Annotated in this window: 23 protein-coding genes and 2 riboswitches; of the genes, 11 read left to right on the top strand and 12 right to left on the bottom strand. The window is 54.0% G+C overall.

Annotated elements, in window-relative coordinates; all coding sequences use genetic code 11:
* Positions 1–142: 142 nt before the first annotated feature.
* The 6 genes from DZC51_RS01305 to DZC51_RS01280 all read left to right on the top strand — a co-directional run bounded on the left by DZC51_RS01305 (position 143) and on the right by DZC51_RS01280 (position 8815).
* On the top strand, positions 143–1795 hold the full coding sequence (locus DZC51_RS01305) for a catalase (protein ID WP_198304031.1): 1653 nt from the start codon (positions 143–145) through the stop codon (positions 1793–1795).
* Positions 1796–2032: 237 nt separating this feature from the next.
* A riboswitch (SAM riboswitch) is annotated at positions 2033–2138 on the top strand.
* Positions 2139–2306: 168 nt separating this feature from the next.
* The gene (locus DZC51_RS01300; RefSeq protein ID WP_157293546.1) at positions 2307–3683 is read left to right on the top strand and encodes an LLM class flavin-dependent oxidoreductase; all 1377 of its coding nucleotides are present in this window, start codon (positions 2307–2309) and stop codon (positions 3681–3683) included.
* A 25-nt stretch (positions 3684–3708) separates the two neighbouring features.
* Positions 3709–5211, top strand: a complete 1503-nt coding sequence (locus DZC51_RS01295) for a sodium:solute symporter family protein (protein WP_157293545.1) — start codon at positions 3709–3711, stop codon at positions 5209–5211.
* 219 nt (positions 5212–5430) lie between these two features.
* Positions 5431–5535: riboswitch (SAM riboswitch) on the top strand.
* Positions 5536–5669: 134 nt separating this feature from the next.
* Positions 5670–6338, top strand: a complete 669-nt coding sequence (locus DZC51_RS01290; protein ID WP_157293544.1) for a carboxymuconolactone decarboxylase family protein — start codon at positions 5670–5672, stop codon at positions 6336–6338.
* 438 nt (positions 6339–6776) lie between these two features.
* Positions 6777–7964: a sodium/glutamate symporter gene (gene gltS / locus DZC51_RS01285; RefSeq protein WP_198304030.1), complete on the top strand. Its 1188-nt coding sequence runs from the start codon at positions 6777–6779 to the stop codon at positions 7962–7964.
* Positions 7965–8101: 137 nt separating this feature from the next.
* Entirely contained in the window at positions 8102–8815 is a 714-nt protein-coding gene (locus DZC51_RS01280; protein ID WP_157293543.1) for a hypothetical protein, read from the top strand.
* A gap of 62 nt (positions 8816–8877) precedes the next feature.
* Here DZC51_RS01280 and DZC51_RS01275 read toward each other — a convergent pair whose 3' ends face one another.
* The 5 genes from DZC51_RS01275 to DZC51_RS01255 all read right to left on the bottom strand — a co-directional run bounded on the left by DZC51_RS01275 (position 8878) and on the right by DZC51_RS01255 (position 15288).
* On the bottom strand, positions 8878–10806 hold the full coding sequence (locus DZC51_RS01275) for an elongation factor G (protein ID WP_157293542.1): 1929 nt from the start codon (positions 10804–10806) through the stop codon (positions 8878–8880).
* A 52-nt stretch (positions 10807–10858) separates the two neighbouring features.
* Positions 10859–11938, bottom strand: coding sequence for a DUF871 domain-containing protein (locus DZC51_RS01270; RefSeq protein WP_157293541.1), 1080 nt, complete (start codon positions 11936–11938; stop codon positions 10859–10861).
* A gap of 88 nt (positions 11939–12026) precedes the next feature.
* Positions 12027–13391, bottom strand: a complete 1365-nt coding sequence (locus tag DZC51_RS01265) for a PTS transporter subunit EIIC (RefSeq protein ID WP_157293540.1) — start codon at positions 13389–13391, stop codon at positions 12027–12029.
* A 15-nt stretch (positions 13392–13406) separates the two neighbouring features.
* Positions 13407–14294 carry an N-acetylmuramic acid 6-phosphate etherase gene (gene murQ, locus DZC51_RS01260; protein ID WP_157293539.1) on the bottom strand — a complete coding sequence of 296 codons (888 nt, stop codon included), beginning with the start codon at positions 14292–14294 and terminating at the stop codon, positions 13407–13409.
* Positions 14295–14439: 145 nt separating this feature from the next.
* A complete protein-coding gene (locus DZC51_RS01255) occupies positions 14440–15288 on the bottom strand; it encodes a MurR/RpiR family transcriptional regulator (RefSeq protein WP_157293538.1) in 849 nt (282 codons plus the stop codon).
* 182 nt (positions 15289–15470) lie between these two features.
* Here DZC51_RS01255 and DZC51_RS01250 point away from each other — a divergent pair, with 182 nt between their 5' ends.
* From DZC51_RS01250 to DZC51_RS01235, 4 genes are all read left to right on the top strand, one after another.
* A complete protein-coding gene (locus DZC51_RS01250; protein WP_198304032.1) occupies positions 15471–15815 on the top strand; it encodes a DUF488 domain-containing protein in 345 nt (114 codons plus the stop codon).
* Positions 15816–15851: 36 nt separating this feature from the next.
* Positions 15852–16529 (top strand): RluA family pseudouridine synthase, encoded by a 678-nt coding sequence (locus DZC51_RS01245; RefSeq protein WP_157293537.1) that lies wholly within the window; start codon positions 15852–15854, stop codon positions 16527–16529.
* Between the two features lie 147 nt (positions 16530–16676).
* Complete coding sequence (gene norA, locus DZC51_RS01240; RefSeq protein ID WP_157293536.1) at positions 16677–17849, top strand: multidrug efflux MFS transporter NorA; 1173 nt, start codon at positions 16677–16679, stop codon at positions 17847–17849.
* A gap of 126 nt (positions 17850–17975) precedes the next feature.
* On the top strand, positions 17976–19229 hold the full coding sequence (locus DZC51_RS01235; RefSeq protein WP_157293535.1) for a dicarboxylate/amino acid:cation symporter: 1254 nt from the start codon (positions 17976–17978) through the stop codon (positions 19227–19229).
* A gap of 45 nt (positions 19230–19274) precedes the next feature.
* On the opposite strand, the gene DZC51_RS01230 is transcribed toward DZC51_RS01235, so the two are convergent.
* On the bottom strand, positions 19275–20303 hold the full coding sequence (locus tag DZC51_RS01230) for a S1C family serine protease (RefSeq protein WP_157293534.1): 1029 nt from the start codon (positions 20301–20303) through the stop codon (positions 19275–19277).
* A 102-nt stretch (positions 20304–20405) separates the two neighbouring features.
* Positions 20406–20621: a hypothetical protein gene (locus DZC51_RS01225; protein WP_157293533.1), complete on the bottom strand. Its 216-nt coding sequence runs from the start codon at positions 20619–20621 to the stop codon at positions 20406–20408.
* 130 nt (positions 20622–20751) lie between these two features.
* On the opposite strand from DZC51_RS01225, the gene DZC51_RS01220 reads away from it, so the two are divergent.
* Positions 20752–21264, top strand: a complete 513-nt coding sequence (locus tag DZC51_RS01220) for a DinB family protein (RefSeq protein WP_157293532.1) — start codon at positions 20752–20754, stop codon at positions 21262–21264.
* A gap of 41 nt (positions 21265–21305) precedes the next feature.
* Here the strand turns inward: DZC51_RS01220 and DZC51_RS01215 are convergent, their stop codons facing one another.
* The 5 genes from DZC51_RS01215 to DZC51_RS01195 all read right to left on the bottom strand — a co-directional run bounded on the left by DZC51_RS01215 (position 21306) and on the right by DZC51_RS01195 (position 26582).
* Positions 21306–23351: a catalase gene (locus DZC51_RS01215; RefSeq protein ID WP_157293531.1), complete on the bottom strand. Its 2046-nt coding sequence runs from the start codon at positions 23349–23351 to the stop codon at positions 21306–21308.
* Between the two features lie 137 nt (positions 23352–23488).
* Entirely contained in the window at positions 23489–24244 is a 756-nt protein-coding gene (locus DZC51_RS01210) for an amino acid ABC transporter ATP-binding protein (protein WP_157293530.1), read from the bottom strand.
* 17 nt (positions 24245–24261) lie between these two features.
* Complete coding sequence (locus DZC51_RS01205) at positions 24262–24975, bottom strand: amino acid ABC transporter permease (RefSeq protein ID WP_232524038.1); 714 nt, start codon at positions 24973–24975, stop codon at positions 24262–24264.
* Between the two features lie 12 nt (positions 24976–24987).
* A complete protein-coding gene (locus DZC51_RS01200; RefSeq protein ID WP_157293529.1) occupies positions 24988–25695 on the bottom strand; it encodes an amino acid ABC transporter permease in 708 nt (235 codons plus the stop codon).
* Between the two features lie 35 nt (positions 25696–25730).
* On the bottom strand, positions 25731–26582 hold the full coding sequence (locus DZC51_RS01195) for a transporter substrate-binding domain-containing protein (protein ID WP_157293528.1): 852 nt from the start codon (positions 26580–26582) through the stop codon (positions 25731–25733).
* Positions 26583–26597 lie beyond the last annotated feature (15 nt).

Genomic DNA, 26597 nt, shown 5'->3' with positions numbered 1-26597 from the left:
AAGTTCATTTATACTTGGTTTGAAGTTGTTTAGAATAATTCTATTTAGAAAGTGATTCTAAACAAATACCCCCTTACTACTTTAAAAACATTCTGAAAACAGGTAGTATAAGGGTATAGACGATCACAAGGAGGTTTTCATGTTGGCGGAAGACAAAAAGATGAATGGTTCAAACGAGCAAGTTGATCGCGAGGCGCTGACGACTCGCCAGGGGCATCCCGTAATCGACAATCAGAACATCAAAACGCTTGGCAATCGCGGCCCTGCGATGATGGAGAACTATCACTTCATCGAAAAGATCTCTCATTTCGACCGGGAAGAGGTGCCGGAGCGCGTCGTCCACGCACGCGGTACGGGCGCATTCGGTTACTTTGAAACATACGGCAAGGTCGGTGATGAGCCGGTCGAAAAGTACACCCGCGCCAAAGTGTTCCAGGATGCAGGCAAGAAGACGCCTGTACTCGTCCGTTTCTCCACGGTTGCCGGCTCGAAGGACGCGCCTGAAACCGACCGTGACCCCCGCGGCTTCGCGGTGAAGTTCTACACCGAAGACGGAAACTGGGACCTTGTCGGGAACAACCTGAAAATCTTCTTTATCCGTGATGCAATGAAATTCCCTGACATGATCCATGCTTTCAAGGCAGACCCTGCGTCGAACGTTCCGGACCCGCGCCGCATGTTCGACTTTGTCTCCCGCTCGCCAGAAGCTACACATATGATTACCTTCCTGTTCTCCCCATGGGGCCGTCCTGCGACATACCGCCACATGCAGGGATCGGGCGTCAACACATACAAGTGGGTAAACGACAAAGGCGAAGCGGTGCTCGTCAAGTACCACTGGGAGCCGAAACAGGGCATCCGCAACCTGACGACGAAAGAAGCGATGGAGATCCAGGGCAAAAACAACGGCCACATGACTCAGGATCTCTACGAAGCAATCGAGCGCGGCGAATACCCTGAATGGGAACTCTACGTGCAGATCATGGAAGACGGCTATCATCCGGAACTCGACTTCGATCCGCTGGATGACACGAAACTCTGGCCGGAGGACAAGTTCCCTTGGCTGCCTGTCGGCAAGATGGTCCTGAACGAGAACCCGACGGACTTCCATTCCCAGATCGAGCAGGCCGCATTCGGTACGGGCGTCCTCGTAGACGGCATGGACTTCTCTGATGACAAGATGCTCCAGGGACGTACGTTCTCCTACTCCGATACGCAGCGTTACCGTGTCGGTGCGAACTATCTCCAGCTTCCGGTCAACGCGCCGAAGGCAAAAGTCCGCACGAACCAGCACCGCGGCGCGATGAGCTACCGCACACCGGAAGAAGCAGGCGGCAACCCGCACATCAACTATGAGCCGTCGATGGTCGGCGGTCTTCAGGAAGCGGACATATCCGAACGTACGCCTCATAATCCTGAATACAGCGGCAAAGTCATGAGCGAGCAGATTGACCGTCCGAACAACTACGGACAGGCCGGCGAAACGTACCGCTCATTCGAAGAGTGGGAGCGCGAAGAGCTCATCTCCAACCTGTCTGACGTGCTCTCGATCTGCGATGAGCGCATCCAGGAAGCGATGGTCCATCACTTCACACAGGCTGACGAAGACTACGGCCGACGCGTGAAGGAAGGCATCGAGGCGAAGATGAAGGAGATCGAAGAACAAGGCGATGACAACCGTCTCCCTGGCCAGGAAGCCGGCGTCAAGTCGAAATACGGTGAAGGCGGCACCAACGCCCAGAACGAAGCCGTCGACGAAGCCGTCGAAAAAGGCCACGAAGCAGATCCATACTGATTTCCTGAATAGGCTGTCCACCATTCAGGCAATTCCAGCGATGTTCCCGAAAGAGGAGAACATCGCTTTTTTTGTCCGGCTCGATCCTTGCGGCCATGATGGACTACCACAATCACGGGCAGTCCGACTTCTGGTTACCTGTTCAAGCATCGTCCTTTTCTACCATTTTAAACATTCTGTGTTGACTGATTAATTGCATAACGATATTATGGGCTTACTCTTACTAATTGAATAGTTTCCTTATCTAGAGTCGGGGGAGGAACCTGGTCCCATGATCCCGCAGCAACCGTTACGGATGTAACAAGGTGCTCATTCCAGCAGGCGCACGCCTGATAGATGAGGGTGGAATAGATGAAGTTGCCTCTTCCCCCCTTGGGAAGGGGTTTTTTGCTTGTGTGGGACGTTCTTCGGGGAGAATGATGTGATGTTCAAGGCAACATTTGACAAGCGTTATTCCGACTAATCTTATTAGGGCAGTTAGTAAGAGGGAAGCTGAAAGGGGAGACAGATTATGGGGAAGAAAAAACAGATTCATTTAAACGGTTTTGTTCAAAACTCGCCATCTCCGCATTCGACCGGACTGTGGAAGCATGAAAAAGACGAGGGGACGAAGCATAATCGGCTGGATTTCTGGACGGAAACTGCCAAGGTGTTGGAGCGTGGAAAATTTGATGCTGTCTTTATCGCCGATGTGCTGGGAACGTATTCGGTCTATGGAAGCAGTCATGAGGCAGCCGTCCGCCATGCCGTGCAGTTGCCAGCCCATGACCCGTTGCTGATCATTTCAGCGATGGCACAGGTGACCGAGCATATCGGCTTCGCACCCACGGTTTCCACGACCTATGCCCAGCCTTATTCATTGGCGCGCCAGCTCTCAACGCTGGATCACCTGACGGAAGGCCGGCTCGGATGGAATGTCGTCACTTCCTATCTGGAAAGCGAAGCGGTCAACCTGGGTCTTTCCGGACGTCTGCCGAAAAGTCAGCGCTACGACCGTGCGGATGAGTTTCTGGAAGTGGTCTATAAACTCTGGGAGCATAGCTGGGAAGAAGATGCAGTGGTCTATGACAGAGAAGGGGATACCTTTGCCGATCCGTCAAAAGTCCATGCAATCGGGCACCACGGGGAATTCTTTGATGTCCCGGGAATCCATCTGACCGAGCCATCCCCTCAGCGGACTCCGGTATTGTTCCAGGCAGGGGCCTCGCCGCGGGGACGCGATTTTGCGGCAAAGCATGCGGAAGCAGTATTCACAAAGGGCCATTCCCTGCAGGCACTGAAGGACTACTCGGCAGATCTCCGAAAACGCGCTGCCTCTTTTGGAAGGGATCCGCAAGACATCCGGATTTTCCCGATGGTCCTTCCGATCGTGGGTTCCACGGAGGAAGAGGCTTTCTCCAAGTATGAGGACCTGAAAAACCATGTCAGCTATGAAGGGACCGCCGCACTGCTTTCCGGCCATACGGGAATCGACTTTTCGAAATACGATCCGGATCAGTATATCGAGGACATCGAAACGGATGCCGTTCAGGGGAATCTGGATATGTATACGAAAGACCCGAACAAGAAATGGACACTGCGCGAGGCGGTGGTGAATCATGGGCTCGGCAACGGAACCGCCAAATTTATCGGAACTCCGGAGCAGATTGCCGACCGGATCGAGGAATGGGCAACAGTGGGGGATGCGGACGGGTTCAATATCGCACAAAGCTATTCGCTGGAGACATTCCGTGAGTTTGTGGATCACGTCGTTCCGGAATTGCAGAGACGGGGCATCTACCGGACTGAATATGAAGGAAAGACATTGCGGGAAAATCTCTTTGGCACAGGTACGCCCCATCTGCCTGACAGCCATCCCGCAAAACAGATCACGTCATTGGTGAAGTAGAAAACGGAATAGAAGGGGATGCTCCATGAATACTGTCACACTGTTTACCTGGATCGGGTTTGTTGTATTTTTGGCAATCATGCTCTTTCTCGGTTACATCGGAACGAAGAAAACGAAGAATATCCGGGATTTCGCGATTGGAGGAGGGAGTCTCGGACCCGTCGTGCTGGGCCTATCTTTTGCGGCAACCTATCTGAGTGCGGCCACTTTTCTCGGCTATCCGGGCTGGTCCCATGAGTGGGGACTCACGAATCTGTGGCTCATGCTGGCGATGGTAGGAGGAGGAGCTATTGGAGTTCTGATGGTCGCGAAGAAAATCCGTAAACTGAATGAAGAGCAGAAGTCTCTCTCATTGCCGGATTGGCTTGGGGACTATTACAATAGCGACCTCTTGCGTGTAGGAACCGGCCTCATCCTGCTTTTCAACATCTTTTATATTGCCGCCCAGTTTGTAGCCGGAGCGAGGATTTTTGAGTATTTATTGGGGATGGACTATCGTACCGGCCTGATCCTCATCACCGTCATCGTGGTGGTTTATGTATTCGGCGGCGGAGCGTTTGCGGATATCTACACAGATGCCGTTCAAGTGATTCTGATGGCGATTGCAGGAATTGTGATCTTCATCTCCGGAATCGTAATCTTCTGGAAGGACGGCATCGCGGCCACATTTTCCGGGATCACCGACAACCTGGCGGCACAGGATCCCAATCTGGTGACTGTTTTTAACCCTGATTCAGCTCACTTCTATTCGATTGGCGCAGTGATCGGCGCGATCTGCATCCAGTGGGCCTTTGCGTCCGCACCTCACTTATTTAATAAAGTCTTGGGCATCAAGAGTGAAAAAGATCTGGGTAAAATGATTCTGACCTATGTCATCGTGGCTTCGCTTAGCGTATTGGTTCTATTTGGAGGACTCTATAGCAGGGTGGCACTGGGATCCGGAGACGTCGTTGCGGATCTGGCTTTGATGGAATATGTGGCCTGGGCATTCCCTGCTGCTGTTGTTGCACTATTCGGTGTCGTGATTCTGGCTGCGGCCATGTCAACAACGGACGGACTGTTCGTCTCGATTTCTACTGTTTTTGCCAATGACATTTTCCTGAAATTCCTGGTCAGAAGAGGCTATGTCAAAGTCGATGAAGAAAAGGCGGAGAAAATCGCACTTAAGATCAGCAGGCTGACCGTTCCTGTTGTGGGAATCATCGCCCTTCTGATCGTGATGAAACCGCCTGCTTACATGGGAGATATTATGTGGATCGGCATTTCCGGAGTCGCAGCCGGAACATTGGGCCCCATTTTATATGCAGTGTATGGGAGAAAGAAGGCTTCCGCCAGAGCAGCAGAGGCATCAATGATCATCGGACTCTTTGCCTACCTGATCCTCTACTTCAGCGGTATCATCCCAAGCACGATGACGGCCGGTGCAGTGGCGACCGGGATCGGTATTTTGACCATGTTTGTATTGGCAAATGTTCTGGAATCGGAAAAGGAAGAAGTCCTGATTCCAGAGACAGAACAGGGGCGTTAAGGGGGATGAAAGATGTTTGTAAATGAGATGCTGACGGTATGGCTTTACGGATTTATCATCATTTATGCCGTCATAGGATTTGCATTATGGAAATGGTATTTCAGCAAATAGGATAGCCTTATATTGAAGCGTAATTCTAAAATGATTGAAGATTTTATGTTGACAGACGATGGGTAGTCCGATATTCTTAGGTTAATCTTACTAATTGAATAAGAATTGACCTTATCAAGAGCCGGGGGAGGAAACTGGTCCGCAGATCCCGCAGCAACCGTTACGATGTAACAAGGTGCTCATTCCAGCAAGCGCATGCTTGAAAGATGAGGAAGGCCGAATACATACAGCCTCTTCCTCATCGGGAAGGGGCTTTTTGATTTCATCGTGATATGCTGCGGGTCCGATAAGCCATCCGATCCCGACCGGATCAATCAGTAAGAAACGTGTAAAAGGGGAGATTTGAGATGACAACTACAACGAAAACAGACAGCCTGTACAAAAAAGAATACTTCGGAAGAATTTTCGAACTGAAAAAATACGCTCCGGAAGCGTTTGAAACTTTCTTTAAGTTCAACGATCAGGCACTTGCAGAAGGCAAGCTCTCCGTTAAATTGAAAGAACTGATTGCGGTTGCCGTAGCCCATATCACCGGCTGCCCGTACTGCATCGATCTGCATGTCGGCAATGCCAAGAAAAACGATTCCTCCAAAGAGGAAGTCGCCGAAGCGATCTTTGTCGCGACTGCTCTCAAAGCCGGCTCTGCACTTGCTCACGGGGTGAACGGACTGAATGCCTACGATGGCAATGGGGACGGGGAATTCTACAAAGCTTCTTACTTCAGCCGCCTTCCTGAGTTCGCGAAGCTCGACGAAGAGTCTTTCAAAACTTTTGTAAAGTTTGATGGCACTGCACTCAAGGCCGGAAAACTGAGCGTGAAGGAGAAAGAACTTATCGCAGTCGCTTCGGCACACACCACCGGCTGTGCTTATTGCATCGATCTTCATACGAAAAATGCCAAGAAAGAAGGGGCGACTCTCGAAGAGATTTCCGAGGCAATCTTCGTTGCGGTTGCGCTCAAAGCCGGCTCTGCAATTGCGCATAGCGTAAATGCCCTGAACGCCTACGACAACTGAGTCCATGAATTCTAAAGACGATTCCGCATCCTATTATTAGGGATGCGGAATCGTCTCTTTTTCTTTCCGGTCCTTGAAAATATTAGCGGATTTACTTTTTGGAATAGTACGGATTTAGAGTTTTCTATTGCAATAATTTAGCGGAACTGATTATACTTTAAAACAGCGCATCGCTAAAGAAGCGGTCCTTTAACAATTACGAAAGCGATTCCATAAATGTCCTTTTGACTGGATTTGGAGTGCTTTTGTTCTGCGAAGGGTTCATTGGACAAACAAGGGGTAAACAAGGATACGTAAAAACAGATTCAACCATATTTGAAAACGCTATTATCGTTGCGGTTTTCTGGATCGCAGTACGGTCCGTAGGGGAATCCGATTCTGATCGGGTGCGGGCCGGGTCCGGGAACCGTGAAATTTTTTTGGGAAAGGTGACAAATTATGATCGAGATTAACCAGATTACCACGCTGTTCCTCGCAGTGGCCCTCTACCTGCTTGGAATGGCCCTCGTTAACCGTATCGGCATCCTGGACCGGTTCCTGATTCCGGCTCCGGTTGTCGGCGGCCTCATATTCGCTATCCTGGCATTTATCCTGCAATCAACGGGCGTCGTTGAAATTTCATTGGATACTTCCCTGCAGTCGCTCTTCATGGTCGCGTTCTTTACGACGGTCGGGCTTGGAGCCAGCATGAAGCTGATCAAACTGGGCGGGAAGCTCCTGATCATTTACCTGATTTTCTGCGGAATTCTCATCTTTATGCAGAATGTCATCGGGGTCTCTCTTGCAAAAGTGTTCGGCATCGATCCGCTCCTCGGGGTGATGAGCGGTGCTGTCACGATGAGCGGCGGACACGGTGGCGCAGCCGCGTACGGGCAGACGATTTCAGAGCTTGGCATTGATTCAGCCGTCACGATCGGGATGGCAGCAGCCACGCTGGGCCTGATTTCCGGAAGCCTTTCCGGTGGCCCGGTCGCGAGGTTCCTTATCAAGAAGCACGACTTGAAGCCGACTGAAGGCAAAGTAGAAGAGTATGTTGAAGAGGCAGAAAAGCCGGTCACTGAGCGCTCGTTCATGATTCAGATTGCTCTGATCACCCTTTCGATGGCAGGCGGGACGTACATCGGGGAAATTTTCTCTGAGGCAACCGGCTTTGTACTACCGGCCTATATCGGAGCGATGTTCGTTGCAGTTATCGTCCGGAACCTTGTGGACCGTACGCTCCCTGGCACTGTCAACATGAAAGAGATCAACCTGATCGGTGACATCTCCTTGGCAATCTTCCTGTCGATGGCGCTGATGAGCATCAAGATCTGGGAAGTCGTCGGACTGGCGCTTCCGCTGATCGGCATTGTGCTCGTTCAGGTGGCCTTCATCATTTTGTTTGCGGTCTTCATTGTCTTCCGCTTCCTCGGAAAGGACTACGATGCAGCCGTCATGATTTCCGGTATGCTCGGCCACGGTCTCGGCGCAACGCCGAACGCCATGGCGAACATGGGTGCAACGGTCAACAAGTTTGGCCCGTCCCGCACGGCGTTCCTGGTCGTACCGATCGTCGGCGGTTTCCTGCAGGACGTCCTGTTCGGTGCACCGATCATCATCACGACCATCAATATGTTCGCGCCTTGATGATTTAATCATGTTTACAAGATCTTTCAGTGCCCTCATTGGGCCTGGAAGGTCTTTTTTGTTATTCAGGAGTGAATGTTTATTCTTCCGTGAACCGGCAATGAGTAGGTTAGATTGATTTTTGGGAGGGGACAGACATGACAGAACGTCAGAGGCAGCCATTTGCCAAGGATGTGCCCGGCAAGGACCGGCTGAAGCTGGCCGCAACCGCCATGGCGGCGAACGCGAAGCTTCATGCATCGAAGAAAAGTGAGCCGCTTGCGGCGGACGAACGGGTGGACGAACAGCTTGTGAAGGAAATCATCTCGGTCTGGCCGGCTACTCCGAAGGCTTCTGCGGAGACAATGGTGAAGTTCTACGGCCAGCCGAACGAGGCCACTGTCAACCGGCTCACCTGGTACAACAACGGTCCATGGAAACGGACGGTCGTCTTCAAGGAAGAGATCCCGCATGACTTCCCGGAGCCGCATGTCGATTGCCTGGAGCAGACGATCGACTATCATGTGCCGGCTGATAAGGTCGGCCTGATCGGAGAGCTGGAGGGCAGCCTCGTGGTCGACCGGACAAAGGGCGAAGTGTCGGTCCACTGTGACAATGAAGGCGCAAATACGCTCTCCATGAACATGATGCATGAGGTGGTCACGGGCAAACGGACGCCTCAGGAAGCCCGCGACTTCATCAAAAATGAGATCGTGGAGTACATGATGGACCGGCCCGCTCCGTACTGTGAGGCATTTCAGTTCGAGCTGCCGGAGGGCAGCCAGTGGGACCCGGATAAGACGGTCGTTCAGGACAAGCTGCTGAAAGAAGCGGTAAATAAAGTGAAAAAGACATTGGGTTTTGACAAGTAAAAAACCATGAAAGCCGCCCGGCAGAACAGTCTGCCGGGCGGCTTATTAGGGGTAAGGATCAACTACAAAAGGTGCATCGCCGCTTCCGCTTCATGCCAGGGGACGGAATAGCCCTTGCCCTTGGCGCAGAAGATCGATGCCGAGGAATAGTCGGGATCGGCATTTTTGTCATATCCGGTCCGTTCTGTCACTTCTTCGGGATTGTGGCACACTTCATAGCCGCCGGGACGAAGGGAAATGGCACCTTTGCCGTTGGTGAAGGAAGCGAATTCAGCCGGATAACCCATAAATGTGGCGACAGGGACACGCGCGGTGATTCGGACGGTGTCTCCCTCGGCTTTTGGATCCCCGAACTGCCCGTGCGCTTTTTGGATATCGTTCAGGACGCGGCCCATCAGATCGGTCGCCACTTTAATTTTGACATCATACACCGGTTCAAGCAGGACGTTATCCGCCTTTTCAAGACCCTGCCGGAGCGCTCGGAGGGCAGCTTCCCTGAAGTCTCCGCCGGATGTGTGCTCGTTGTGCGCCCGGCCAGTGATTAGTGTGATGTCCATATCCGTGAGCGGTGACCCTGTGAGCAGGCCGCGGTGCGGCTTTTCTGTAAGAACCTGGCCAACGAGGTTCTGGTATCCGGGAGCCAGTTCGTTCGGATGGCAGTTGCTTTTGAATGTAATGCCCGATCCACGTTCAGCTGGTGCCATGTCCAGATGCACTTCCGCGTAATGGCGGAGGGGCTCAAAATGTCCGTAACCCCTGACGGCGGAGCGGACCGTTTCCTTATAGAGGATTGACGGTTCTCCGAATGTGACCATTTGGCCGAAGCGGTCAGACACGACTTCTTTCAGTACTTCCAACTGGATCATACCCATGACATGCACACGAATCTCCCGGGCATGCTCTTCCCATGTGACGGCGAGTGAGGGGTCTTCCGCATCCAGCTGCATGAAATGTGCCAGCATATCTTTCGGATGAATCGAGTCGCCAAATTGGACTGCGGCCGACAGAGAAGGGGTGAGGGAGAAGGAGGCCCGTCCTGTTTCAGCCCCGAGCGGCTCGCCGGCCTCGATGCCGGAAAGCCCCATGACTGCCACCAGTTCGCCCGGGTTCGCCGTGTCCTGGACGGTGTACTTGTGCCCGCTGTATTTCCGGATCTGTGTGACTTTCCGGGGTTCACCCGCAATCCGTATTTCATCCCGGACCGACAGGCGGCCTCCGGTCATCTTCAGGAAGGTGATGCGCTGGCCGCCCTCATCATGACGGATCTTGTATACCCGGGCTGCAAATGGTCTGCCCGGCTCTGCCCGGTCCCAGCCGGAAAGCCGGTCCAGCCATGCGAAGAATTCGGTGACGCCGACGTCCTTAAGAGCCGAACCGCTGCCGGCGGGGAAAATACGCCCTGATTCCGTCATGCGGCGCATGGCATCGATCCACACTTCCTCATCGAAGCCATCCTCGAGATAACGCTCGAGAAGGGCTTCATCGCGCTCCGCCACCCACTCGATCACATCAGGGGCAAGCCCGTCATCCAAGAGGATCACATCTTCAGACAGGGATTGCCGGATCCCGGTCAGGGCTGCCTCACGGTCCGCCCCTTCCCGGTCGGTCTTGTTGATGAAGAGAAAGGTCGGGACGCGGTGCTTCCGGAGCAGGTCCCAGACCGTCTCGGTGTGTCCTTCCACACCGTCCGCTGCACTGATCACAAGAATCGCCGCGTCCATCACCCGGATGGCCCGCTCCATCTCAGGTGAGAAGTCGACGTGCCCGGGAGTATCGATCAGTGTATATTCGGTCCCGTTATAGCGGAACACCGCCTGGTCGGCGAATACGGTGATGCCCCGGTTTTTCTCGATGGCATGGCTGTCGAGGAAGGCATCCTTGTGGTCGACCCGCCCGCGGGTCCGGATCGCTTCCGTATGATAAAGCAACTGCTCGGAAAATGTTGTTTTTCCGGCATCCACATGGGCGAGGATCCCGATTGTCTTGAACATATCCATTCCTTCTTCCTGGCCGGATTCTGCTCAATAGTATAGCAGACTCTCCTCAGGCATGCGGTCCGCCTTCCATTCGGATGCGGAATGCCTCACCGCCTTTGATGTGGCGGAGAACCGGCAGGTCGTCTCCGATCACCCGCCCGATGACGTTCACTTTGTCATCTGCGTGCAGATCCCGCTTGGTGATCTGAAGTTCCCCCTGGTAGCGGCCGTACAGGGAATTGTCGACGGTCACTGAGCCGAAGGGCCGGTCCGCCGCATTGGCGGGCCTGACCGGGCGGTCGCCCGCATTGCCGTACATCCGGGACTCAGCGGAGCGGATCACGTCACGTGCCGCATCCGGCCGGTTCGTATGGCTTGTTCCGGGCAGGAAGGCAGACGCTTCAGGAAAAGCCGGCACGGCATCGAGGAGGAAGACACCTTCCGAATGGCTGCTGAACTGCTCAAGCGAGCGTTCACTCATGGAGGGGTCCCCGATATAGATGTGGTCCACGCATCCGCTGTTCAGCAGGTCCAAATACGCGGAGAAGGAAGTGCGCTCCCTGTGCTCCTCAAGTGTCGGAAGCCCTTTGTATAGAGGGCCGCGCCGTTCGCCGTCTCCGGGGACGAACGCCATGACTTTCAGGCCTTCACTCCGAAGCCATTGGTTCCGCTCAGTGAAATCGTCCATTCCGAGTCCGGTCTCTGGCCTCGGGTAGAAATTATGCCACGCTTCGGTTGCGGAAAGCCGAAGACCGCACTGTTTCAGCCGGCCGATGCTTTCTTCCGTGAGTGTGCTGGCGTTCAGGGCGACCGTCATCCGGTGTGACAGGGCGGCCGTTTCTTCCTCACTGATTCCGTAGTCCACACGGAGTCCGGTGACCCCCCAGTCCAGCAGGCGGTCCGCCGTCTTGAATGTCAGGCCGAGATGGCCGAGTGAAGCAGGGGAGATGTCCGCCGTCAGCTCCATTTTATAGTTCGATGCAAGTGTGCCGAGTGACCGGAGTCGGCCGGCGTATTGTCCCGGGTCATCCTCGGGGATATGGAGAGAAGTGAAGATGCCGCGGAAACCGGCGGTCCTCATCTTCCGGATATAGGCTTCCAAGCTTTCGTCAGACGCTTGATTCAGGTAAACGGAAATTCCAAGCATGGTCAGCTTCCTTTCTTTGATGGATGCAGAAAAGCAGGGGAGAAGCCCGCCACACAGCCAGCGGTCTTTCTCCTCCTGCCCACTTGAGTCAGAAGTTTTCGTCCATTTCCTTTTTGAAGCCGAAGAAATACGTGAAGATGAATCCGGCTGTATAGGTGATGACGAGCCCGATGAAATACATCAGGTATTTATTATCTGCAATCAGCGGGATCAGGGAAATTCCCGATACCCCGATGCCACCGGCCGCCGTATGCATGATCGCCTGGTAGGCACCGCCGACGGCCCCGCCCAGACAGGCGGTGATAAACGGCCGTCCGAGCGGGAGGGTCACCCCGTACAGCAGCGGTTCCCCGATCCCGAGGAAGCCTACCGGGAGGCCGCCCTTGATGACGTTCTTCAGGCGCTGGTTCCTGGATTTGACGAAGATGGCGATCGATGCGCCGACCTGTCCTGCACCCGCCATCGCAAGGATCGGGAGGAGGGACGTCGCACCAACAGAGTTGATCAGCTCCATATGGATCGGAGTCAGTCCGTGGTGGAGCCCCAGCATGACGAGCGGCAGGAAGAATCCGGCGAGAAGCCCGCCCGCAACAGGGCCGCCGACTTCGAGGACCGCATGGATGCCGGTTGTGATACCGTCAGACAGGACGCCCGCTGCCGGCATGACCGCAACGATCGTCAGCAGTCCGACCGTCAGGACAGTGAAGAGCGGCGTGATGATGATGTCCACGGCATTCGGGACGAATCTTCTGTAGAAGCGTTCAAAGACGACCATCAGCCAGGCCGCGAACATGGCACCGAACAGACCGCCGCGGCCGGGAAGCAAGTTTTCGCCGAACAGGACGATGTCAGCAAGGCCGGGGTGGATGGTGATGATCCCGGCGATGGCACCGAGGACCGGCGTTCCCCCGAACTCTTTTGCTGTGTTCCAGCCGACGACAATCGCCAGATAGGCGAAGATGCTGCTGCCGAGAAGGGTGAAGATTTGGATCCATGTGAGTGTCGGATCGACTCCGGCGTTTTTGGCGAATCCTGCGACCCCGTTGAGGATCCCGGATGCGACCAGCCCCGGAATGAGCGGGATGAAGATGCTCCCGATTTTCCTGAGTAGGTTTTTCACCGGCGTGTTGTTTTTCTTTTTCAGCTCCGCCTTTTTCAGGCTGACCGCATCATCTTCATTGGCGTCGACGGCTTCCCCCATCCGCATGCCGGTCATCTTTGAGATCTGGTCGGACACTTTGTTCACGGTGCCCGGCCCGACGACGACCTGAAGCGTTTCGTCCTCTATGACGCCCATGACCCCATCGATATTTTTCAGCGCCTGGATATCGGCCTTGCTGTCATCTTTCAGATCCAGCCGGACACGGGTCATGCAGTGGGTGAAGGAACGGATGTTGTCCCCGCCGCCGATATGGTCCAGGATCTCCCTTGCGAGCTTTTCCTCTTTTTTCATCATTTCCCCTCCAGATCATCTCTGAGTTTCTCTGATAAACCCCTTCGCTTCTTTTAAGCGCGCATTCGCTTCATCAAATGAGCAGCCGAGCAGCAGCATGACGATGGCAGGCTTAACCTGTTCGCCCGCTTTTTCATAAGCATCCTCCGCTGTTTCAAAGTCTACGCCTGCCGCCTCCATGATGATATGCTTGGCGCGTTTGACCAGCTTTTCATTTGTTGGCTGCACATCGACCATCAGGTTGCCGTACACTTTTCCGATTCCCGTCATTGCAATGGTGGAAATCATGTTCAGCACCAGCTTCTGCGCGGTGCCGGCTTTCAGGCGGGTCGAGCCCGTGATGACTTCGGGGCCGGTCACGACTTCGATGGCCACGTCGGCAACGTGCCCGATCTCAGAGTCTTTGTTGTTGCTGAGGGCGACGGTTTTCGCCCCCAACTCCTTCGCCCGGTTCAGCACACCGATGACATACGGCGTCCGGCCGCTTGCGGCAATCCCGACGACGACATCATCCGGGCCGACAGACAGGGAAGCGATGTCTTCGGCTCCCTGTTCTGCATCGTCTTCAGCCCCCTCGATTGCGGTGGTGATCGCCTTTTCTCCACCTGCAATCAGTCCGCGGACCATCTCCGGGTCGACACCGAATGTCGGCGGGCATTCGGACGCATCGAGAATGCCAAGCCGCCCGCTCGTCCCGGCACCGGCATAAATCAGGCGGCCGCCTCTCTGGAAAGCTTGAATCACATAGTTGACAGCGTTTTCAATCGGACCGATCTCTTTTCGGATGGCTTCGGGAATACCGGCATCTTCTTCGACCATGAGCAGCAGGCGCTCCCTGACCGGAAGCGTATCGATGTTCATGCTCTTCGGGTTTCTTGCCTCTGTCGTGAGTTTTTCCAGCATGTCTTCACCTACTGTTATGAAATTATGTTTCATGGATTCATTCTATTAAAAAGAAATTAAATGTCAATATGAAGAATATTTTTTCTTCCCTTGTCGAAAAAAATCCCTGGCTGGAAAGGCCTATTGGCCATTTCCTTGCCGGGGATTATCTTCTGAGGCGGATGACTTCGTTCCGGGCCTCATGATATTGCTCGATGACGGATTCTCCTTTTGCGTGGAAAACACTGAGGTAGAGGGCGTCGATGATGGTCAATTGGGTCATCCTTGAGGGAATGCTGCCGATCCGGTGGTCCTGTTCCACGACCGGCGTGCACAGCCGGACATCCGCTTCCCTGTAAAGAGGGGATTTATCCAGGTTGGTGACGGCGATGACCGTGGCCCCCTTGGATTTTGCAAAACGTGCAAGCTCCAGAACGTCTTTGGTTTTTCCGGAGTTGCTGATCGCGAAAAACACGGAGCGCCCGTCCAGGTAGGGAATCGCCGACAGCATGAAGTGGAAGTCTTGATGGCTCTGACAGGCATACCCGAGTTTCGTGAACTTATAGTAAGCATCCGTTGCGGCTGTTGCCGAACCGCCCACACCGTAGAACAGGAGCCGATCCGCGTCTTTGAGGATGCTTACAGCCTTTTCGAACTCTTTGCGGTCGAGGGAGGAGGGGATGGCCTCGATAGCCGATTTGTTGACTTGGGTGACTTTCTGGAATAGGTCATATGGGGAGTCCTGGTGATGAAGAATATCGAAATCCGTCAGATTCATCCCGGTCAGCGTCAGATCTTTGACGAGTTCCAGTTTGAAAGACTTAAAGCTGCCGATGCCAATCGATTTGCAGAAGCGGACAACGCTCGATTCACTGACGCCGCTGTTTTTGGACAGGTCCCGGGTCGTCATATTCGGGATCAGTTCAGGGTGCTTCAGGATATATTCGCCGATGGCCCGTTCGGCGCCGGACAGGCTCGCGAGATTTTGTTCGATGCGGCTAAGTAGTGAGCTCATGGTCTGTACCTTCCTTGATCTGAGGTGGCCGCCATCCGGATGGGACTGGATGGCGGGAACTGCGTCCAGTATAACAGACAGCACGCACGAGACCTCTGTTAAAATGAATACGAAGTGTTTGAACTAAAATTATTTCAAAGAGTTGCGTGCAAGACAGGAGGTTGGACTGTGTGCCTATACTCATGAAGCGAATCTATGAAGAAGCACAGGAAGATGACGGAACCAGGATCCTCGTCGACCGGGTTTGGCCACGCGTTTCCCGGGAGAAAGCGAAACTTGATCTTTGGATGAAGGAAGTCGCGCCTTCGGACGAACTCCGAAAATGGTATGGCCATGAAAAGGAGCGGTTCGGTGAATTCAGGAGACGGTATTTGGCCGAACTGACGAGTGGCATACAGAAAAAAGAGCTGGAAAGACCGAACAAAATGATTGATGAAAATGATGGCAACGTGACGCTGCTTTACGGTGCGAAGGATGAAAAGCACAATCAGGCAGAGGTGCTGAAAAAAGTGCTGGAGGACTTCTGATCGCGTCTGTCATATTGAATTAAAAGGAGAATGACGATGAATATCCCCATACTTTTTGAAGACAATCACCTGCTGGTCGTCGAAAAGCCGGTGAACATGCCTGTCCAGGAAGACCGGACCGGTGACATGGACCTGCTTACGGCACTAAAGGAGATGATCAAGGAGCGAGACAACAAGCCGGGCAATGTCTACCTTGGCCTCGTCCACCGGCTGGACCGGCCTGTCGGTGGCGCCATCGTCTTCGCGAAAACTTCAAAGGCAGCCTCCCGCCTGTCGGATGCGCTGCGCCGACGTGACATGGACCGTGAGTACATCGCAGTGGTCAGAGGCGTTCCGCCGAAGGAGAAGGGAAGGCTTGAGCATCACCTTCTGAAAGACAAGAAGGAAAACAAAGTCTCTGTTGTGAGACCGGGCGTGAGAGATGCAAAGAAAGCGGTCCTGGACTACGAAGTCCTCGGAAGGAATGGAGAACTGACGCTTGTCTCCGTGCGCCTTGAGACCGGGCGCCCCCATCAGATCCGCGTCCAGCTAACATCAGTCGGATGCCCGCTTTATGGCGATCAGAAGTACGGCGCTTCCGTCAACCGCCCGGGGCAACAGATCGCACTTTGGGCAAAATCACTTGCCTTTACCCACCCGGTAAAAAAGGAGCCGCTGTTCTTCACGAATCTGCCGCCCAATACGGAACCATGGAGCAGATGGGAACTCTCTTGAGAAGGTAACAAAAGAAAAAGAGGAGCGGTGCGAAGCGAAGGCAATAGGGCTGATGTGTCAGACTTTTTCAAAGTACGCCGCCAAAGTGGCAGAGTCCTGTGATGTACGGCTATGATAGGAAGAACCGGAATCAAAGGGGTAAACTTCATGAAGAAAAACATCATGCTCACGACGGTTCTCATCAACCTGTTCATCGCCTTTATGGGCATCGGACTGGTCATCCCGGTCCTTCCCGCCCTGATCAATGAGCTGGGCCTGAGCGGTTCCGCCGCTGCCAATCTTGTCGCGGCATTTGCGCTGACCCAGCTGATCGTGTCACCGATAGCCGGGAAATGGACGGATAAATACGGACGCAAGCGGATGATCGTCATCGGCCTGATTTTGTTCAGTTTGTCCGAGCTTCTGTTCGGGCTTGCGCAGTCCATTACGATGTTGTTTGTCTCGCGTCTTCTCGGCGGCGTCAGTGCGGCATTCATCATGCCGGCCGTCACGGCATTTATCGCGGATATCACGACGATAGAAGAACGGCCCAAGGCGCTCGGGTATATGTCCGCGGCCATTTCGACCGGATTTATCGTCGGTCCCGGCTTCGGTGGTTTCCTGGCCGAAATCGGTACGCGTGTGCCGTTTTTTGCTGCGTTCGGACTGGCATTCATCGCTGCGCTTTTTTCAATGATTGCGCTCCGCGAACCCGTGCGGCAGAAGACGGAAGCGGAGGAGATGGTGCCGGGGACGACAGGCATCAGAAAAATCTTTGCGCCCGTTTTTTTCATTGCGTTCATCATTATTTTCATTTTGTCATTCGGGCTGGCGGCATTCGAGTCGCTTTTTGCGCTTTATACCGACCGTAAATACGGCTTCACGCCGAAGGATATCGCGATTATGGTCACAGGCGGCGGCATCGTAGGAGCGGTCGCACAGGTGTTTCTGTTTGACCGGCTGAACAAATGGCTTGGCGAAATCCGCCTGATCCGCTGGTGCCTGATTGTTTCCGCGGTACTTGTCTACTGTGTCACGCTGGTGAGCTCGTACGTTATGATTCTGCTTGTGACGATGACTGTATTTGTCGGCTTCGATCTTGTACGGCCTGCGGTCACCACCTATCTGTCGAAAGTGGCAGGGAATGAGCAGGGCTTTGCCGGCGGCATGAACTCGATGTTCACAAGTCTGGGCAACGTTTTCGGACCGGTCATCGGAGGGATCCTGTTCGATATCCGGCTGGACTACCCGTTTTACTTTGCCACCGCGACGCTTGCCGCGGGAGTGATCTTGTCTTATTTCTGGAAGAAACCGAAGATATTAGCTGCAGGTCCGTCTTGAGCGGGCCTGTTTTTCGTTCTCCAACCATCACCATTTGACAATATCAGAATTTAAAGATAACATTACAGAAAGCGCTTTCATACTTATTCTGAATACCGAATAAAGTAGAACAAGGAGGGATTAATTATGAAGTTGGCCCGGAACATCATCATTGCCCTGATTGCCGGTGTCATCGTCGGTCTTGCGCTGAACTTGTTCGCTCCGAATGTATTTGGTCCGGTTGATACGTATTTGTTCGGCCCGCTCGGGACCATTTTCTTGAATCTCATGAAGATGCTTGTCGTTCCTGTCGTTTTCGTCTCGATCGTACTCGGAACCGTCGGAATCGGGGATCCAAAAAAACTGGGCCGGATCGGCGGAAAGACGCTCGGCTTTTTCCTGATTACGACTGCTGTGGCAATTGTCATCGCCCTGGCCCTTGCGCTGGTCCTGAAACCTGGTGCTGCGGGTGACTTCGATACGGCAGGCATCACCTATGAAGCCACGGAAGCACCGCCTGTCATGGATACGCTTCTCGGTATTATTCCGACCAACCCGGTTACCGCCATGGCGGAAGGAAACATGCTCCAGATCATCTTCTTTGCTGCATTGATCGGTTTTGGAATCGCCATGCTCGGCAAGAAGGTTGAACGTGTCAAAGAAGTGCTTGAGCAGGCAAATGATCTGATCATGTACCTCATCACTTTTGTCATGAAGTTTGCGCCTTACGGAGCATTCGGCCTGATCGCTTCAGCGGTAGGAAGCCAAGGGTTCGATGCCATCCGCGCGATGGGGATGTACATGGGCGTCGTCCTCGGCGCACTTCTGATCCACTCCCTGGTTGTATACGGGGGTGCTGTCTCCCTGATCGGCAAGCGGAACCCGATCTGGTTCTTCAAGAACTTCTTCCCGGCGCAAGTCGTCGCTTTCAGTACGGCAAGTTCCGCTGCCACGCTGCCGGTTTCCATGAAGATGGCACAGGATAGGCTGAAGGTGCCGGAGTCGATCAGCTCCTTTACCCAGTCGCTCGGGGCCACGATCAACATGGACGGTACGGCAATCATGCAGGGAGCGGCGGTTGTCTTTATTGCCCAGGCGTTCGGAATTGAACTGTCGATGGGGCAACTGGTGATTGTTGTCCTGACCGCGGTCCTTGCAAGTATCGGAACTGCAGCCGTCCCGGGTGCCGGCCTCATCATGCTGGCGATGGTCCTGACTTCCGTCGGCCTTCCGGTTGAAGGGATTGCACTCGTTCTCGGGGTCGACCGCCTGCTCGACATGGTGCGCACAGCCGTCAACATCACTGGTGATGCGGCCTGCGCGGTTGTCGTTTCCCAGTCTGAAGGCGTGCTCGGCGAACCGGACGGGGAAGCTGTCCCGACGGATACGGAAACAGCCTGATCAGAGCAAAAAACCGCAGCTGCCCTTCGGGGCTGCTGCGGTCTTTTATTTGTTTTCTTGACGCTGGCGGTAAAGCTCGTCTATAGGGACAAACAGACCGACGGTGCCTTCCTCTTCATGATTGAGTGTCGCAAAGACAATGCCTACGACCAGACCGTCCGAGTCAAGGACGGGGCTGCCGCTGTTCCCGCGGTAGACGGGCGCCTCCATCATGATGACCGGCTCCTCAAGGCCGCTCACCCGGAGCGGACCGATCACATTGCCTTTGTTCGCCACTCCGCGGAAGCTGAGCGGGTTGCCGATGAAGGTGACAGGATCCCCTTCCTGCAGGCGGTAGGCGTCAGCCATCTCCAGGGAAGGAAGCCCGGATTCATCCTCTGCCTCCAGAACGGCCATATCGGATTCCGGATAAGACTCCGTCACGTCGGCCATGAATCGGCGGTCATCCGAGAGGACGACCGATACCCGGTCGTAGCCTTCGATGACGTGATGGTTGGTCAGGATCGTCCCGTCCCCGGAAATGACGAAGCCGGTCCCGGAACCGTCCGGTGTGACAACGGAGACGACGGATTCCTTCTGTGCCTGCACGGTCTCCTGCTGGGACAGCTGTGAAGATGTGCGCAGGAAGTCGAGCGCCGACAGCGGGAACAGCTCCAGGACGAAGGCGAATGTGCTGACGACCATCATGAGCGAGATGATCCAGATCATCGCCTTCGTGCCAAACGAGAACCTGCGGGGCGGAGCTGCTTCCGTCTGTTCCTTCAGCAAAGCCTCGCGTTGGGCCTCGAGGACGAGCCGGCGGATCTCCTCGTCTTCCGGATCTTCCGGCGCCTCCGGAGGTTCATCATCCGCTTCTTCTTCGAACAAGTGGTCTTCTTCGAATTCCTCTTCATCGAGGACATCGCCTTCCGCGATTGCATCCCAGACGACCCATTCGTCGGGCTCCCAAATGTCGTCTTCTATGTAATCATCCGTATACTCATTTTCCTGAATCGGAGCCTGTTCATCTTGCAGAAGTTTACGTTCCTCATCCCGGTCCGGATGCCCGTCCCGCCGATTACTGCGATCATCCATACATCCACACCCTCAAAAGTAACTTGGCTTCATTATACATGACGCAGAAGTAGAGCGATAAATGAAAAACGGCTGCCCCGGAGGGACAGCCGCCTTGATCGGTCAGTATTTACCGAACTTAAACAGTTTGGCCAGCGCCTTGAAGATGATCGCCAGCGCGAACAGGACGATCAGGACCACCAAGATGATCACAAGCAGGGTCAGGAGTGGGCCTAATCCCCCGAGAACAGCCGGTACGATCAGGAAGAGCCCGAGCAGGGCATAGCCCGCCAGGATTGCACCCAGGAACAGGTTGATGCACTCTTTGTACTGAGTCATGATTTTCACCTCCTATCAACCACAGTCTATTCCGGTTTTCGGCCGGTGCCGGGGCGATTGAAGGGGAAGCGGTGCGTGTTGGCGAATGATTTTGTGAGAATGAAGTCTGTCATGGGAAAGGGGATGGGAGATGGAACACGGTAAAGAAACAAGGAAAATCATCCATGAATTCGGGGCCTATTCCAACTGGCTGGAGAAGATCAAAACTATTGATTCCCTAGTACTGATGAAGCCGATCGCGGAAGGCAAGTGGTCGCCTGGGGAAATCATCGCGCACATTCTGAAATGGGACGAACATTTGAACAGCAGTGTAATCCCGGACGTGCTGGAGGGAGAGGGGATGGAGTTCCCGGAGTTCGGGACCTTTAACCGCAGGGCTGCAGACTATGCACGGACCATCATGCCCGAAGAGCTGATCCTGGAAGCCCGGGACGCTCGGAACCGGCTGGTTTCCCGACTGCTGCAGCTGCCCCAAGAGGTGCTGGTCAGACCTGTGCCGTCAAATGGGGAAACCCGTTGCCCTCATACCGGCTCTCCTTATACGCTGATCTACATCATTGGAGATTTTATCTATCATGATCACCATCATCAAAAACAGGTCGATGACTTTCTGAGGGATGCACAAAAACACCCCGTTCGCTGAATCTGGCGGACGGGGTGTCGTTTATGACGATTCCGATTGACTTAAACCAAAACTCGCTCCCAGAATCGGTGTTTAGCAATGGCCTCCACAAATTCTTCCGTGAATGCCGCGATGTCCGTTCCCGTGATGACTCCGGGCTTTCCGTCAAGATGATTGACTTTCAGCCACTCGATTCCTTCACCGGTGGCGCCGATCGGCTTGTAGTGTGAAAATGCCTCATCGATAAAGTAAGCGGCATCTTTGTTGAACTTCTTATTCTTGCGGCTTCCCCTGATCATGTAGACAGCATCGAATAACACCGACTTGGCAGTCAGGAAGGTGTGCTGCGCTTTTACCGTTACGCCGTTCGTGCCCTGCACAGTCCCGATCGTTTCACTGATGATCTCGGGCATAATGCCTTCGGAGCTCAGCCTCTTCAGTACATACTTCACTTCCGGACCGTTAAATCCTTCCGTAAGTATGATGGCGACTTTACGCGTTTCTGCTGTCTTTGGAGTGTTTTCCTGGCTGAGGGCAGGGGAGGATTTGGTTACACCCGAGCCGCCCTCTTGAGGTGGCTTTGCCCCGATGTTCACTGCAAAGGCGGTCGCCAATTCAACGCTCACATTGGCGAACATATCCACCACCTGCTGCTTGACCGACTCGCTTTTCACTTTCCCCAGTTCAAAACTGAACGCCTCGATGATATGTGCTTTTTCATGGTTGGTCATGCTGTTCCAGAAAAGCGTGGCCTGAGAAAAGTGGTCTTCGAAGCTCTCGCTGCGTGCACGGACTTTGCGGCCTTCCACTTTTTCCTGATAGGTTGCATAGCCGCCTTCTTCAGGGGGAACTGGCGCAGGAGTGTTCCCGGCAAGGGAGTTCCTGTGATAGCTCACCTTCCCGAGATTGATCGTCTGGCGGTGGTAGCCTTCCCGCTGGTTGTTATGGAACTGCACAACCGGCCGGTTGATCGGGATCTCATGGAAGTTCGGACCGCCCAGGCGGATCAGTTGAGTATCCGTATATGAAAATAGGCGTCCCTGCAACAGCGGATCATTGGTGAAGTCGATTCCCGGCACAACGTTGCCCACATGAAACGCAACCTGTTCCGTCTCGGCAAAGAAATTGTCCACATTCCGGTTCAGGATCATCTTGCCGACAGGGATGACCGGAATGTCCTCTTCAGGCCATAGCTTGGTGGCATCCAGGATGTCGAACCCGAGATTGAACTCGTCTTCTTCGGCAAGAATCTGGACGCCTAGTTCGTATTCCGGATAAAATCCTTTTTCAATGGCATTCCATATATCATTTCGGTGATAATCCGGATCGATGCCCGCCAGTTTGTGGGCCTCATCCCAGACGAGGGAGTGGGTCCCCAATCCAGGTTTCCAGTGGAATTTCACAAAATGGGCTTTCCCCTCATCATTGACCAGACGGAAGGTATGGACGCCGAAGCCTTCCATCATGCGGAAGCTCCGAGGAATGGCCCGGTCGGACATGATCCACATGATCATATGGGCGGATTCCTGGTTATTCGCGACGAAATCCCAGAACGTGTCGTGGGCAGTGGAGGCTTGCGGGATATCATTGTCAGGCTCAGGTTTAAAGGCATGCACGACATCCGGGAACTTAATGCCATCCTGAATGAAGAAAACGGGAATGTTATTTGCAACCAGGTCGTAGTTACCTTCTTCGGTATAGAATTTAGTCGCAAATCCCCGTGCATCGCGGACAGTGTCGGCGGATCCCCGTGATCCGTTGACGGTGGAAAAGCGGACAAATACAGGAGTCTTTTTCGAGGTGTCCTGCAGGAATTTCGCGCTTGTGTACTTTTTCATGCTTCTGTAGAGCTGAAACTCACCATGGACGGCAAAGCCGCGTGCGTGTACCACCCGTTCCGGAATCCGTTCGTGGTCAAAATGCGTCAGTTTCTCCCGGAAATGAAAATCCTCCATCAGGGTCGGTCCCCGGACGCCTGCTTTCAGGGAGAATTCATCTTCCGACATTTTCAGTCCCTGATTGGTCGTGAGTGCCTTATCCTTGTCATCAACGCGGAATGCTTCCAACTGTTCGTCTTTGCTATTCTTCTCATGATTGTGCTCATCCATATGATCACCCCTCCTCATCATTAGAGGTTATGTGCAGAGTGAAGAAATTATTGAAAAAATCTGTGAGGGTGAAATAATTCCTGACCGTGCAAAGAAAAAACACCCTCTCCGCGGATGGAGAGGGTGCGTGGAATCAATCAGATCGAGTAGTTATATTCCTCGGGAAGGACCCGGCGGAGGAACTGTTTGGTGCGTTCTTCTTTCGGGCGGCCGAAGATTTCATCGGGGGTGCCGGATTCCACGACGACCCCGCCGTCCATGAAGATCACTTTGTTCGCCACGTCCCGCGCAAACTGCATCTCATGTGTGACGACGAGCATCGTGGTCCCTTCTGCCGCGATCTGGCGCATGACGCCCAGCACTTCACCGACCAGTTCCGGGTCGAGCGCGGAGGTCGGTTCGTCGAACAGGATGATTTCCGGATTCAGTGCCACCGCACGGGCGATTCCGACGCGCTGCTGCTGGCCGCCGGAAAGCTGGGACGGGTAGGCGTCGTACTTGTCGGCCAGACCGACTTTATCCAGAGCCTTACCGGCCGTCTCCAGTGCTTCCTTTTTCGGGACTTTGCGCCCGGTGACAAGACCTTCCGCCACGTTCTCGAGCGCTGTCTTATTGTTGAACAGATTATAGTTCTGGAAGACGAAAGCCGTTTTCTGACGGACGGCATGGACTTCCTTTTTCGAGGCGGATTTGAGATCTACGTGCATGCCGCTGATCTCGGCCGTGCCTGCATCCGCACGCTCGAGAAAGTTGATGCAGCGGAGGAGCGTCGTCTTTCCGGAACCGCTCGGACCGAGGATGACGACGACATCGCCTTTCCCGACTTCAAGATCCACCCCTTTCAGGATCTCCAGAGGACCGAATGATTTATGGATACCGGTGATTTCAAGCATGATCGAAACTCCTTCCGTCAGACAGGCTGAACTTTGTAGCGGGAAGCCCGCCGTTCATACCATTTGAATGCGAATTCAACGAGGCTGCAAAGAATCAGATAAACGAGGAAGATATCGATATAAGCCTCGATATAATTGTATCCGGCATTTGCCGCGACTTTCGCCTTCAGCGTGATCTCCTGCAGGCTCATCGCATAGCCGAGGGAGGTCGCCTTGATCAGGTTGACCGTCGCCGTGGCAAGGTTCGGCAGCGCCGAGACCAGTGCCTGCGGAATGATGATCCGGCGGAATGCCTGGAACGAAGTCAGGCCGACCGACTGGGCGGCCTCCAGCTGTCCCCGGTCGACCGTGCCGAGCGAGGAGCGGAACACTTCGGAAAGGATCGCCGTTGTGCTGAAGGAGAAGACGATAAAGGCGTACCAGATCGGATGGACGTCGTAGACATTTGTCCGGATGCCATACTTCTCGAAAAAGGCAGTCAGGAGGAGGGGGACGCTCGCATAAGTGATGAAAATCTGCACGATGATCGGTGTTCCCCTGACAAATGATACATAGACCCTGGTGATCTGGCGGATGACGGGAATCTCATTGACCCGCGACAGGGCGAGGAGAAAGCCCGCCGGGATGGCGATGAGGAGCGCCACGGCAGTCACCGCAAGCGTGATGGGCACGCCGGACAGGGCGACAAAGAAAGTGTCGATCATGAATTCAATATTGAGTCCTTGCTGCACGGGGGCTCCTCCTTACGTAGTTTTGATGGATCGTTTGCCCTTGCTGAACAGGCGCTCCAGCAGCCCGAAAAACTGTTCGATGAAGATCGACAGAGCCCAGTAGATGAGGGCAAGGGCGATGAAAACCTCAAGCGCATGGGCGTTATAGTTGGCGGCAATGATCAGGTTCGCCTTGCCGACGATGTCAATCAGGCCAATCGTGTAAGCGAGCGCGCCTTCCTGCAGAAGGGCGAGAAGGCCGTTCGCGAAGTTTGGCAGGGCGACGACAAAGGCCTGCGGAAACATGATCCGCCGGTAAGCCTGCATGGGAGTGAGGCCGACGCTGACGGCGGCCTCAAGCTGTCCGCGTCCGACCGACAGATACGCCGAACGGATCACCTCGGACATGATCGCCGCAAACTGAAGCGTAAATGTGATCACGACAAATACGGCGGTATGGAGATCATGCAGATACAGACCGAACTGGCCGGCAAGGAATGGCACGCCGTAGTAGACGAGGAACAGGAGGACGATTGAAGGCGTACATCTCATGATCGTCGTGTAGCCTTCCGCAAAGGCTTTCGCCGCCCGGTTCCTTCCAAGCTTCATCGACGCGAGCAGCAATCCTGCGAGCGTGCCGAACACAATCGACAACCCGGCAACCAGGAACGTTACCTTGAGAAAAGGCAGGAGCGCGGGAATCGAGTTCCAGATATAAGAAGCATCAAAATACTTTTCCATCGTTCCACTCCATCTTCAAAGGTTCCATGTCCGGTTTAGCGTTCGACTTCTTCGAGCACTTCGAACAGGTTGCGGCCGTAGAATTTCTCGCTGAGTTCTTCACGTTTTTTCTCTTCCGCAAGTTTCTTGATGGCTTCATCATACGCATCTGCAAGTTCCTGCTCGTTTTTATTAAACAGCGGCCACGTTTTGATGACTGCAAATTCGTTGTACACGACTTCATCCTTCAGGTGATGATAGGGACCATCTTCTACGGTGACCTGCTTTTCAAACGGGCCTTCAATCATGACGCCTCCGTCGACGCGGCCTTCATTGACCCACTGGACCACGTCCACCGTGAAGGAGTCGCCTGCTTCCAGCTGCACCGGATTTTCCGGATTTGCCGTGTTGTATTCTTCAATGACCGTGTACTGGGCGTTGTTGGCCGCAATCGGCGCCAGTGAGTAGCCGGCTGAAGCGAAGTCTTCCAGGGACTTGATCTTTTCGTCTTCTTTCCGGAGGACGAGTCCGGCGCTGCTCAGACCGAGGAACTCTTCCGGATAAGTGAACTTCTTCGTGCGTTCTTCCGTCCAGAAGGCGTTTTTCACGCCGGCCTGGAATTTGCCCTGCTCGACACCGATCAGGAGGTCATCACTCGTCGTGCCGACGAATTCGAATTCGTATTCCGGCAGCAGTTCGTCGACGAGTTTCATCACTTCCACGTCATAGCCTGTCGCCTCGCCGTTTTCATCAAGCCAGGAGATCGGTTTTGACTGCTGGTCGTAGGCAATCTTCACTTTACGGACGCCTTCATCACCATCCGCTGCTTCCCCTGAACCGCATGCCGTCAGCACCAGTGCTGCAGCCGTACCCAATACTGCCATTTTCAATCCTTTACTGATCATCATTTTCATTTCCCCCTG

The sequence above is a fragment of the Bhargavaea sp. CC-171006 genome, assembly GCF_009761675.1.
In the GTDB taxonomy this organism is placed as follows: Bacteria; Bacillota; Bacilli; order Bacillales_A; family Planococcaceae; genus Bhargavaea; species Bhargavaea changchunensis.
Note: the sequence above shows the minus strand (reverse complement) of the source record. Positions and strands in the feature narration are given on the sequence as shown.